12 protein-coding genes are annotated in these 11,866 nt (G+C 65.0%); 6 read left to right on the forward strand and 6 right to left on the reverse strand.

Features of this window, described 5'->3' with window-relative positions:
* The first annotated feature begins 355 nt into the window (after positions 1-355).
* The 5 genes from B215_RS0116130 (at position 356) to B215_RS0116145 (ending at position 4,822) form a co-directional block, all read left to right on the forward strand.
* Positions 356-1,246 carry a DMT family transporter gene (locus B215_RS0116130; protein ID WP_019370680.1) on the forward strand — a complete coding sequence of 297 codons (891 nt, stop codon included), beginning with the start codon at positions 356-358 and terminating at the stop codon, positions 1,244-1,246.
* Positions 1,243-1,722 carry a GNAT family N-acetyltransferase gene (locus tag B215_RS0116135; RefSeq protein ID WP_019370681.1) on the forward strand — a complete coding sequence of 160 codons (480 nt, stop codon included), beginning with the start codon at positions 1,243-1,245 and terminating at the stop codon, positions 1,720-1,722. Before B215_RS0116130 ends, B215_RS0116135 begins: the two co-directional genes overlap by 4 nt.
* Complete coding sequence (locus B215_RS0116140) at positions 1,722-2,045, forward strand: DMT family transporter (protein ID WP_019370682.1); 324 nt, start codon at positions 1,722-1,724, stop codon at positions 2,043-2,045. Before B215_RS0116135 ends, B215_RS0116140 begins: the two co-directional genes overlap by 1 nt.
* Before the next feature lie 120 nt (positions 2,046-2,165).
* Complete coding sequence (locus tag B215_RS21030) at positions 2,166-2,408, forward strand: TfoX/Sxy family protein (RefSeq protein ID WP_236704373.1); 243 nt, start codon at positions 2,166-2,168, stop codon at positions 2,406-2,408.
* A 56-nt stretch (positions 2,409-2,464) separates the two neighbouring features.
* Positions 2,465-4,822 (forward strand): TIM-barrel domain-containing protein, encoded by a 2,358-nt coding sequence (locus tag B215_RS0116145; protein WP_019370683.1) that lies wholly within the window; start codon positions 2,465-2,467, stop codon positions 4,820-4,822.
* 19 nt (positions 4,823-4,841) lie between these two features.
* Here B215_RS0116145 and B215_RS0116150 read toward each other — a convergent pair whose 3' ends face one another.
* From B215_RS0116150 to B215_RS0116175, 6 genes are all read right to left on the reverse strand, one after another.
* Positions 4,842-5,984 (reverse strand): CehA/McbA family metallohydrolase, encoded by a 1,143-nt coding sequence (locus B215_RS0116150; RefSeq protein ID WP_019370684.1) that lies wholly within the window; start codon positions 5,982-5,984, stop codon positions 4,842-4,844.
* 42 nt (positions 5,985-6,026) lie between these two features.
* Entirely contained in the window at positions 6,027-6,551 is a 525-nt protein-coding gene (locus B215_RS0116155; RefSeq protein ID WP_019370685.1) for a DUF1345 domain-containing protein, read from the reverse strand.
* Positions 6,552-6,691: 140 nt separating this feature from the next.
* Positions 6,692-7,231 carry an inorganic diphosphatase gene (ppa, locus tag B215_RS0116160; RefSeq protein ID WP_010543473.1) on the reverse strand — a complete coding sequence of 180 codons (540 nt, stop codon included), beginning with the start codon at positions 7,229-7,231 and terminating at the stop codon, positions 6,692-6,694.
* Between the two features lie 36 nt (positions 7,232-7,267).
* Positions 7,268-9,157 (reverse strand): M61 family metallopeptidase, encoded by a 1,890-nt coding sequence (locus tag B215_RS0116165; protein WP_019370686.1) that lies wholly within the window; start codon positions 9,155-9,157, stop codon positions 7,268-7,270.
* A gap of 91 nt (positions 9,158-9,248) precedes the next feature.
* The gene (locus tag B215_RS0116170) at positions 9,249-9,965 is read right to left on the reverse strand and encodes a hypothetical protein (protein WP_019370687.1); all 717 of its coding nucleotides are present in this window, start codon (positions 9,963-9,965) and stop codon (positions 9,249-9,251) included.
* 6 nt (positions 9,966-9,971) lie between these two features.
* Positions 9,972-11,177 carry a toxic anion resistance protein gene (locus B215_RS0116175; protein WP_019370688.1) on the reverse strand — a complete coding sequence of 402 codons (1,206 nt, stop codon included), beginning with the start codon at positions 11,175-11,177 and terminating at the stop codon, positions 9,972-9,974.
* 136 nt (positions 11,178-11,313) lie between these two features.
* Between B215_RS0116175 and B215_RS20310 the strand changes: the two genes are divergently transcribed.
* A complete protein-coding gene (locus tag B215_RS20310; protein ID WP_160327941.1) occupies positions 11,314-11,862 on the forward strand; it encodes a DUF3237 domain-containing protein in 549 nt (182 codons plus the stop codon).
* Positions 11,863-11,866 lie beyond the last annotated feature (4 nt).

The following is an 11,866-nucleotide window of genomic DNA, read 5'->3' on the forward strand; positions in this document are numbered from 1 at the left end:
CCCCCCCCCCGCCTCGCCGGCGGCATGTTCGGCTTTCCTACAGCCTGTAGTTCTTGCTATGTTCTCTCCTTCCCGGATATGCCGTGCGGAGGGACGAACGAAGGTGGCACGCCTAAACTTCCTGAACGTAAGCCACCGCGATCACCGCGCGGATGCCTGCCCGCCCGCGCTCGGCGCGCTGCCGGCGAAACATGCCGGGAGCCTAAACTTCCTAAACTTAAGCCACCGCCATCACCGCGCGGATGCCCACCGGCCCGCGCTCGGCGCGCTGCCGGCGAAACATGCCGCAAGCCTAAACTTCCTAAACTTTGTGCGCCTCTCGCCAACCGTCGCGGCGGTCGCTAACCGGCAGCCAATGTCCCGTTCTCCCGCTCTTGCCTTTGTCGTCGCCGCGATCGGCATCGCCAATTATTCGCTGATGGATGCCGTGATGAAGAGCATGTCGATCGCGTATGGCGCCTATAGCGCGGTGCTGTGGCGGTCGCTTGGTGCCATCGTGCTGCTCGGGCCGATCTTCCTCGTACGGCGGACACCCTGGCCGGGGCGCCAGGCGCTCAAGCTGCACGTCGCCCGTGGTGCCTTGGCGGGCACGTCGGTGCTGCTGTTCTTCTGGGGGCTTGCCCGCGTCACCATGGCACAAGGGATTGCGCTTACCTTTCTCGCGCCGCTGATTGCGCTGTTTCTTGCCGCCGCTTTTCTCGGCGAGCGCATCCGGCGCGCGGCGATCGGCGGGTCGATCGTCGCCAGCCTGGGCGTGCTGCTCATTGCCGGCGGGCAGGTACAGGCCGATGCGTCGACAGACGTGGTATTGGGCTCGATCGCGGTTTTCCTCGCCTCGATCCTCTATGCCGGCAGCCTCATTCTGTTGCGGCGCCAGGCCCAGATCGCCGATCCCATCGAAGTCGCGCTGTTCACCAGCATCGTGCTGGCGCTGCTCCTGCTCCCCGGCGCGCCCTGGTTCTCGGCGGTGCCGCAGGTGGCGATCTGGCCCTGGATCCTGGGCGCGGCGTTCGTCGGATCGATCTCGGCGGTGCTGCTCGCCTGGGCCTATGCCCATGCCGAGGCGCAGGTGCTCGCGCCGGTCGAATATACCGCCTTCGTCTGGGCGGCGCTGCTCGGCTATGTCGTGTTCGACGAACGCGTCTCGCCCTGGACGGTGGGCGGGGCGATGCTGATCATCCTGGGGTGTCTGGTCGCGATCCGCGGCCGCGTGGCGCCCGCTCCCCAAACCGAGGCCGGTGCATGACCCAGATCCGTTTCGCGCAGCCGGGCGATGTGCCCCAGATCCTGGCCTTTGTCCGCGAACTGGCGGCATTCGAGCGCGAACCCGATGCGGTGCTGGCGACCGAAGACATGCTGCAGGCTGCCCTGTTCGGATCCCGTCCGGCCGCGGAGGCAGTGATCGCCGAGCGGCCGGACGGAACGCCGCTCGGCTTCGCCCTTTTCTTCCAGAACTTCTCCACCTGGACCGGGTTGCCCGGCATGTACCTGGAAGACCTGTACGTCACGCCGGCCGCGCGTGGCGCCGGCGTCGGTAAGGCCCTTCTGCGGCATTTGGCCGATATCGCCGTAGAGCGCGGTTATGGCAGGTTCGAATGGTCGGTGCTCGATTGGAACCAGCCGGCGATCGACTTCTACCGGGCGATGGGGGCGAAGGGGATGGACGAATGGACGGTGCAGCGCGTCACCGGCGATGCGCTTCTGGCGCTGGCAGGCCGCTGATGGGCTGGCTCTTCCTGTTGCTCGGCGGCCTGTGCGAAGTGGGGTTCACCACCTCCATGCGGTTCACCGACGGGTTTCGCAACGTGCCATGGACGCTCGTCTTCCTCGGGTTCATCGCCGTGTCGATGGCGTTGCTCGATCTCGCCTCGCGCACCATCCCGCTCGGCACTGCCTATGCCGTGTGGGGCGGGATCGGCGCGCTCGGCACGGTGATCGTCGGCATGCTGTGGTTTGGTGAGCCGGTCAGCATGGTGCGGTTGCTGCTGATCCTCGGGCTGGTCGGCTGCATCGCCGGATTGCGGCTCGCCGGCGGCGGGCACTGATGGCCTTCGACACCGGACTGGTCGAATGGGTGCGCGAAGCACTCGCGCCGATCGGCACGGTGACGATGCGGCCGATGATGGGCGGGGCGACCGCTCTACTGCGACGGCACGGTCTTCGCGATCCTCGCCTTCGACGAACTCTGGTTCAAGGCCGACAGCGAAAGCGATGCCGCCTGGGATGCGGCAGGGGCCGATCGCTTCACCTATGCCGCCAAGGATCGCACGATGGTGATGAACTACCGCCGCGCGCCCGCCGATGTGTACGACGATGCGGAAGCCTTGCGCGAATGGGCCGGTATGGCGGTCGCGGCAGGGCTGCGGGCGCCGCGCCGAAGGCGGAGAAAAGCTGAAAAAGGGGACTAGGCGGCATCTATATAGTCTGACAAAATATCCGAAAGAAACTATCGTCGGAGGAGAGGATGTTCGTGCCAGCCAAGTGGCTCTTGCTAGTGGGTGCTGCATTCGCCACGACGATTGCGCCGAGTTTTGCGACCGAGTCCGCCGCCGCGCAGGTCGCTGCTGACCAGGGCACGACGCTGCTTGCCAAGACGCCGACCGGCGCGACTTTCCGCACCGCCCAAGGCGTGCTGGCGCTCACCGTCTGGGGCGATCGCATCCTCCGCGTGACGATGCTGCGCGAGGGCGCCGAGCGCATGCCGGATCTGGCGCTGGTCGGCGCGCCTGGCAAGGTGGCTTGGACGCTGGATCAGCAGGCGGAGCGCTATCTGCTCGCCACCCCGGCGATGCGGGTGAGCGTCGACCGGAGGAGCGGCGCGGTGGCGCTGCTCGGCGCGGATGGCAAGCCATTGGTCGCCGAAGCCAATCTAGAACGCCGCAAGCTCGGCGGCACGCCCGATGCGGAGGGCGCCGTCCGGATGCTGTTCACGCTGCCGGAGGGGCGGGCGGTTTATGGGCTTGGCCAGCATCAGGCGGGACTGCTGGACTATCGCGGATCGATCGTGCGGCTCCAGCAGGCGAACACCGATGTCGGCGTGCCGGTGCTGGTCTCGCCTGCGGGCTTCGGGTTGTTCTGGAACAATGCCTCGGTGACCGACGTGGCCGTGGATACGCCGCAAGCAGGCGGCCGAGTCCTGTTCCGGTCGCAGGCGGGCGAGGGCACCGACTATTTCCTTTTCGCCGGGCCGGACGTCGACCAGGTGATCGGTGCCTATCGCCAGCTGACCGGCGCGGCCTCGCTGCTGCCGCGCTGGGCCTGGGGGCTATGGCAGTCGAAGGAACGCTATGCCTCGCAGGCGGAACTGCTGGGGGTGGCGGCCGAATATCGCCGGCTGGGCATTCCGCTCGACGCGGTCGTGCAGGATTGGCAATATTGGCCGGCCGGTCGCTGGGGTAGCCACGAAATGGATGCCGCCCGCTTTCCCGATCCCAAGGGGATGCTCGATACGCTGCATCGGCAGAACCTTCACAGCATCGTCTCGGTCTGGCCGCGCTTCGACGTGAAGCTGGAGAATACGCAGGCGCTCGACTCGGTCGGCGGGCTGTATCCGAAGATCTATCCCAATGTGTATCCCGCCGGTGAAGGCCGCTGGTACGATGCCTTCTCCTCCAGGGCGCGGGCATTGTATTGGCGGCAGATTTCGGACCGGCTGGGGAAGGCCGGGTTCGACGGCTATTGGCTCGACGGCAGCGAAGCCGAACTGGGCGGGCAATGGGGCGAGATGGCGGAGGTTGCGACCGCCGCCGGCCCGGGAGCACTGCTCTTCAACGCCTATCCGCTGATGCACACCACCGCTGTGCACGACGGCATGGCCGCCGACTATCCCGCCAAGCGTCCGCTGCTGCTCACCCGCTCGGCCTGGGCCGGGCAACAGCGCAACGGTGCCTTCACCTGGTCCGGCGACGTGGCGGGGCGATGGGATGTGTTTGCCCGGCAGATCCCGGCGGGCGTGAATTTCTCGATGACGGGCAATCCCTTCTGGTCGGCCGATATCGGCGGCTTCTTCGGCGGCAGCCCCGAGGATCCGGCCTATCAGGAGCTGTTCACGCGCTGGCTGCAGTTCGCGGTGTTCAACCCGATGTTCCGCATTCACGGCACCGGCGAGGGCAAGGAAGTCTACAGATTCCCGGCAAGCGTCCGCCAGCCGCTGCTCGATGCGGTGGCGCTACGCTATCGGCTGCTGCCGTTCCTGTATGCGCAGAGCTGGCAGGTGGCGGCGCACGGCGGCTCCTTCCTCTATCCGGCGGGCATGGTGTTCCCCGAGGATCGTACGGCGCAGGATCTGCGCGACCAATATCTGTTCGGCCGCACGCTATTGGTAAGCCCCGTGATCGAGCCGGGCGCGACTGCGCGCAGCGTCTACTTGCCGGCGGGTACCGAATGGATCGATTTCTGGACCGGTGCGCGCCACGCGGGCGGGGCGAAGCTCCAGGTCGCCGCGCCGATCGGCCAGATTCCGGTGGCGGTGGCGGCGGGCACGATCCTGCCGCTCGGATCGCCGGTGCAACATGCCGATCAGTCGCCCGATCGGCCGATCGAGCTGCGCGTCTATCGCGGCGCCGACGGGCGCTTTACCTTGTACGACGATGCGGGGGACGGCCAGGGCTGGCGGCGCGGCGAGCGCGCGACGATCGAACTGGTACTCGACGACAAGGCCGGATCGCTGGTGATCGGCGCCCGGCAGGGCAGCTATCCCGGCATGGCCAGGACGCGCCGCTTCCGGGTGGTAACCGTCGCGCCCGGCACGGGGACCGGCCTCGCCGAGGCGGCGGGGCGCGAGGTAGTCTATAGCGGCAAGCAGGTGGTGGTGGCGCTGTAGCGCCCGACACCAGCTGCGGTCAGAAATTTGGATCGAAGTTGAAGAAGATCGGGTTGGACAGCGCGACCGTTGGGCCCGCCACCTTCAGGTGGTTGTCCACGCCGGGATAGGGGGTCTGGGGGCCGTCCACCTCGACGCGATAATAGCTGCGGGCGGTTGCCGCGGGCGTGTCGGTAAAGCGCGCGGTGCCGTCGGCGCCGATGTCGAGCGTGGCGAAGCTCTCGCCGTCCTTGACGACGCGAACATGGTAGGGGCCGGCCTCGCGCTTGCCGGCCAGGCGGACGGTGAAGCGCACCGGGTTGGAGGGTGCCGGGGCGTTGTCGCCCATCATCAGGTCCGCCCGGTCGTCGCCGTCCATGTCGGCGGTCAGCTCGACACGGGGAGCGAAGGGATTGGCGCTGATCGACACCCGCCCGCGGCCGATCGCGGCAATCACCGCCTCGCGGCTTCGAGCCGGCGCGAACACCCAGGTGCTGGGCGTGCCGATGTTTTTTTCGGTGGCCTCCACCGCCTGGCGGGCGGTGCTGCCGGGCACGGTGCCGTGGTGCGAATCGCTGCCGCCGCGCGCTGCGATCTTTCGCCCGGATCGCAGCATGTCGTCCCAGATCATCACATTCGCCCGATTGTTCGACCAGATGCCGTTCCAGACCTCCATCGAATCGACCATGTCGTAGGAATAGCCGAAATGATCCTTGTTCGAAGGATGGTTGGCCGACAGGTGGACGCCAAGGCCGTCCTTGACTTTCTGCACTTGCACGTCGCGGGCATCGCGGATGTCGTACAGCGTCTTGTGGTCATAGGGTGTGGCTGACAGGATCGCCGCATGGCCGCGGTTGGTGGTCCACTCGGCACCGTAGAGCAGCAGCAGCTTGTCAGAACGGAAGTCGGGGTCGCTCCAGGTATGGTGCGCCGTGTCGCCGTCTACATGATTGTCGTGATCGCTGATCAGCAGGAAGTCGAAGCCGATCCGCTCGGCATCCTCGATGATCCGGCGTTCGCTGTGGTTGGTCGAATCCAGGCTGTGGCGCGAGTGCACGTGCAGGTCGCCCTTCATCCAAACGCCGTCGGTAAGGCTGGCAACGACGAACTTGTCGTTGATCTGGGCATGCCCGGCGACAGGGACGAGCAGCGCGGCGAGCACGAGGGGGGCAAGGCGGTACATCGATTCTCCGGCAAGCTGATGTCGGGCGGACGCCCGCGCTGCTCAACTACCGCCGAGAACGTTGATCGTGAAGGCCAGCACGCCCAGGTTGAACACAAAGGCGGCGAGACAATGTAGCGTTACCACCCGTCGCATCTGCCTTGAGGTGACGGTGACGTCGCTGGTCTGAAAGGTCATGCCGAGGCAGAAAGCGAAATAGAGGAAGTCCCAGTAATTCGGCTCAGGCGTCTTTGGGAATTCCAGCCCGCCGCTATCGCGCCCGCCGGGCGCCGCGGTGTAGAACAGGTGGGCATAGTGGAGCGCGTACACGCCGTTGCTGAACGTCCAGCTGAGAGCAAGCGTGCCCAGAATCAGCGCGAGCGTTGCCGGTTGCGGTGCATGGCGTTCCATCAACTCGCTGGCCACGGCAATGAGGATGATGATCGTGACCGCGCCGGTTATGCCGAGCAGCATCAGGCGGTTTGCATCGTTGTTGCAGGCGGAGCGCCGCATCGCATCAGATTGGTGGCGCAGCATCGGCGCGCACAGCGCTAAGAAGAGCAATGCGCCCAGATCGAAGGCGAGCATCGCCCCCGTCCGGATGCCAAGGTGAGGGATTAGCGCCAGCGCCGCGGCACCAGTTGCGAGCGCAAAGGCAAGGAATCGCGGCGGCGCGAGAACGTTGCCGATCCCTCGGGGATCAGCGCCGCGCCGCCGCGATTGCCGGTTCAGGCTGCCTTGGCCTTCTTGGCGGCTTCAATTGCGTCGAGCACGATCTGGCGCGCTTCGGCGGCATCTCCCCAATTGCCGATCCGCACCCACTTTTCGGACTCCAAGTCCTTATAGTGGGTGAAGAAATGCTCGATCTGCTGGAGCACGATCGACGGCAGATCCGAACGCTCGCCTACGTCCGAATAGTAAGGGAAGGTGCTGTCGACCGGCACGCAGACCAGCTTCTCGTCGCCGCCGGCTTCGTCTTCCAGCTTCAGCACCGCGATGGGGCGTGCGCGAACGACGCAGCCCGGCACAAACGGCGATCGTGCAATCACGAGCGCGTCGAGCGGATCTCCGTCCGGCGACAGCGTATGCGGCACGAAGCCGTAATTCGCCGGGTAGCGCATCGGCGTATGCAGGATGCGATCGACGAACAGTGCGCCGCTCGCCTTGTCGAACTCGTACTTTACCGGTTCGCCGCCGACCGGCACTTCGATGATGACGTTCAGATTGTTGGGCGGGTCATCCCCGACCGGGATCAAATCGATGCGCATGGTTTTCCTAAACCTATGGTTGGCTTTCCCCCCGTCTCAGCGGGGTTGGAGCAGCTTGTCGAGGCCAGCCTCTCCTTCGACCGTCTTGACCAGGTGCGGATAGCGCAGCCCGTCATGATAGTCGATGATAACCTCTCGGTAACGATCGTCCCGTTTCAGAGTTAATTGAATTGGTGTCTTGGTGCCCTTGGCCGCCTTGATCGCCTCGACCAATGCTTCGCTGGAATAGCTGCGGCCATTTACCGCAATGATCTCGTCGGCGACGGTGACGCCCGCTTTGAACGCCGGACTGTCCCAGGCGACGCCGGCGATCCCGCTCTTGCCCAGCGCCAGACCCAGCGAATAGCTGAGATCCGTGGTGCCGGAGCGCGTCATCTTGTTCGGCACATCGGTGTAGACGAGCTTGTAGCCATTGCGCTCGAAGCCCTTCAGCGGCGCGCGATCGGAAACGTCGTGCAAGCGCGCGGTGAGCAGCGTGCGCCAGTCATAACGCTGGATCCCCTCCAGCGTCTTCACCACATCGTCGAACGTGTAGGTGACCTCGCCGTAATCGCCGTCGCGGCCGCCGAAGAAGATGCGAGCGAAATCGTCGATCGACTTGGTACCACGGCTTTGCTCGCGCAGGATGGAGTCGACCTCCATCCACACCAGCAGACCTTCATTGTAATAATCTTCCGAACGCTGCCAGCTGGTCCATGCCTTGGGCGCGCGGGGGGTGAGGATCGGATCGTTGGTCGTATCGATCAGCGGGCGCCACTCGCGGCCGGCGCGCGTATCGAGCGCCGCCATGATGCCTGCATAGCCTTCCAGCGTCTCTTCCTTGGAGACCAAGCCCGACCGCGCTTGAAAGACATACCCCCAGAACTGTGTCTGACCTTCATAGACCCAAAGCGACTGATCGCGCATGGGCATCCGGAAGTCGGGAGTCCAGAGCTCCGCGCCGCGACGATATTTGCCGTCCCAGCTATGAGTGAATTCATGGGGCAGCAGATTGCGCGACCCCGCCTGCTCTGCCCATTTGGTGAAATAGCCCGGCCGCACGCCATTTTCCGAGCTGCGGTGGTGCTCCAGCCCGATGCCGCCGAGCTTGTCGCTGATCGACAGCAGGAAGTGATATTGATCGTAATGCTGGGCGCCGAACGTCTTCACCGCCTGTTCGACCAGCCGCTTATGCGCATCGATCTGCTCGGGCTTGGCCTCGAGCTCCTCGGCGCTGTCTGCCACGACGTCGAGCGTCACGCGATCGGTGAGCGGGAACTTGCGATAATGGCGGCCGGCGATCACCGGCGAATCCACCAGGATTTCGTAGCTGGTCGTTTCATAGGCATAAGTCGACCCCGTCGCCTTGGCTGGCACCGCGCCCGCCGCCGTCCAGCCTTCCGGATACTTCACCGTCGCCTGAATGGGGATGCGGCGCGTGAAATAGCCCGCCGGATAGAGGCTGAGCGAGTTGAACTGCAGACTCATCATCTCGGGCGTCATCACGATCCGGCCCTGATCGCCCTCAGTGGCCGACACGAACTGGAATTCGATATCTAGCTGCTTGGTACCGTTCGGTACATCAATATGGAAGGCGAACACGTCTACCGTGTCGCGCGTCCAGGGCAGGCGCTTGCCGCCGGCACGGATCTGCAGGCCGGCAAGCTTTTCAATCTCGCCGCGGGGGCCATGCTTGCCCGGCAGCCATTCGGGGAAAAGCAAGGTAACGCGTCCGGCCTTGGCGACCGGGATCGTTTCCCGCACGCGGAAGATGCCGCGCATCGTGTCCGTGGCGTCGACGGTGAGCTTGATCGTTCCCGGATAGGCAACGTCGCGCGCGGCCGGGATCGTGTCGACGAACGATGTCGGCTGCGGCGCTGAGTTCTGCGCCAGCGCGGGCGTGGTGGTGGCCAGCAGCAGGCTGGCAAGCGACATGGCGCGAAACATTCGGTGACGGCCCCTTATGACGAGTTTCCAAGCAAGAATGCGCCCGGATCGGGTAACATTGTTGCTCGGGAATGTCCCCGGGGCAAGGGGCTCAGCTCAGTTCGTCGTCCTTGTACTTGATCTGCAGAAAATGGCCGCGTGTGGCCAACGCGTCGAGGTCGCCCTGAGCCAGCTGTGCCGTCATCTCCGCGATTTCCTCGTCGATCACCTGCAGGCCTTGTGCCAGCTGCTGATCGGGCGTCAGGCCGTTACGAGCAACGGTGCGCAGTGGCTCGGGGACACGGCCATAGCCCTTGACCAGCTCGGGCAGTTGCTCGCCGATGAGCTTGCGAACTTCATTGGCCGCGGGGGAGGTTTCGTCGAGGCGGGCGAGCTGCGGCGCCAGCGTTTCCAGCTTCACGCCGATTGAATCCACCAGCGTGCGCGCCGGCGCCGGCAAGGCCAGCCGCTGCGTCTCCAGCCAGCGCTCGGTGGTGGCCGGCAATGCCTTGAGCGGCACCTGCACCAGTTGCTCGACCCGTGGTGCCGTCGTGACAGGCAGGGTGGCGAAAACAAACGTCGCCAGGATCAGCAGTGCCATCACTGCTAGCGCGCCGAACATGCCAATCCCGGTCGGCAGCAGCATGCCGACGGCGATTGCGGCAATGATGATCACTGCGTCCGCCGCAGCGATTCGGCCCAGTCGCGCAAGGATCTCCGCCTCGCGCCGCTTGCGGGTGCGGGTGGCGAGCGCGCCTTCGGTGCGGGCGCGCGAACGCTCGATCAGTTCCTCGCCGCGGGCGAGCAGGCGGTCCACGTCACTCGGCATCGCGGGTTACATCGCCTCCAGCTTGAAGCCGTCCGCCGTGCCGCTCAGGCGGTTCTGCTCGGCACCCTCGGCACGGGCGATATAGCCCTTCGACTTCTCGACCTCGTTCGACAGCGTGTTGACCGTCACCTTCATGCTGTCGAGCGCCTTGAGCTTGAAGGTGTCGATCGCGTCCATCGTGTCGTAGATGTTCTGGAAGGCCCGCTGCAGCGTCTCGACGGGAATGGTCGAGCTCGCCGCCTGTTCGTGAATCGCTGCCGTCTGGCTCTTGAGCAACTGCCCGGTGGAATCAATCAGGTTGGCGGTTGTGGTGTTGAGCGCGGTGATCTGGTCGAGCACCAGCTTCTGATTGTTGAGCGCCTGCGCCACGGTGACCGCGGTGCGCAGCGCCGAGACGGTGGTGGTCGACGCGCGATCAACACCCTTGATAAGCTCGACATTGTTCTTCTTGACCAGGTCGAGCGCGAGATAGCCCTGAACCGTCACCGCCATCTGAGTGAGCAGGTCCTGGGTGCGCTGACGGACATAGAAGAGCGCGGTCTCGCGGATCGCCTTGGCCTTCGCGGGATCGGTGTGATCCAGCTCGTTGGCCTTGTCCTCGAGCTTTTCGTCCATCGCCTTGGAAAGGTAGATCATCTGCTCGAGACGCCCCATCGCGTTCCACAGATTGGCGCGCTCGGTGGCGATCGCGGCATTGTCCTGCAGCAGCTCGTCCTTGCCGTTGGCCAGGTTCTTGAGGATGCCGTTGATGTGGCTCTGGGACGATTGGTACTTGCGGAAATAGTTGGTTAGCGCGCCGCCCCCGAAGAGCTTCGACAGGAAGCCGTCCTTGCCGCCGATAAGCTTGCCGTTGCGCGAGGGATCGAGGTCTTCCACCGTCTTGCGTAGCGCCAGCAGGTCGGCGCCGACCCCACTATCATTGCCCATGGCGCGCACCGGGCGATCAAGGAAGCGGTTCGACTGGCCGGCCGCGTCGCGGATTTCCTTCTGGCCCATCGCAGCGATCGCATCGACACGCTTGCCGAATTCGGGCGAGTTCACGTCCTGCGCAATCAGATCGTCGATGAAGCCGGTGACGCGCTTGTCCAACTCCGACTTCTTCGTGTCCTCCACCGGTACGAGGCCCGCCGCCTTTTCCGGAGCCACGGCAGGGACGGGATCGGGGGGCGTGAGCACCAGATTCTGATCGGCCGTCGCAGTTTCCGTCGCCATCGTCACTCTCTCTCCAACTCCGTGCGCGCAACCATGCAGGCGAAGCACATATCCCGCAAGTGTGCGATGTAGATAGCACAGTGGTGGATTCAACTTGATTCCGTTCCACCCGCCGAGGCTTATGAGGACAATTGTTATGGAGGGGAGCGTTATGGATGCGATCGGGCGACGCGAGCTTCTGGGTGCGATGGGCATGATCGGCGTTGCTGCCGCCAACGCCCGTGCGGCCGCTCCGCAGGCGAAGGCGTCGGAACGGCTGACCGAGCTGCCACTGGAATTCGCTTATGAGGCGATCGTCACGCTCGCAGCGGGGACGCCGGTGGGCAAGACGCCATATGGCACGCGCAATCGCATTCCGATCACTGGCGGCACGTTCGAGGGCCCGCGTATCCGCGGCAAGGTGCTGCCCGGCGGCATGGACTGGCAGCTGGCGCGGCCGGATCGCATGCTGGACGTATACGCCGACTACATGATGCAAGCCGATGACGGCACGCTGATCCACGTCATAAACAAGGGGCTGGTCAGCCTCGATCCTGCGCGGCCTTATGTCCGCACCATTCCATGGCTAGAGGTGTCGGAAGGGCCGCATGACTGGCTGAACCAGTCGCTGTTCACCGGCACGATCGGTGCGCCGCCTTCGGACCGGGGGTCGGCCGTGCGGATCACAGTCTATCGAATCCTGTAGCGGG

The organism is Sphingomonas sp. ATCC 31555, assembly GCF_000282895.1.
Lineage (GTDB): Bacteria > Pseudomonadota > Alphaproteobacteria > Sphingomonadales > Sphingomonadaceae > Sphingomonas.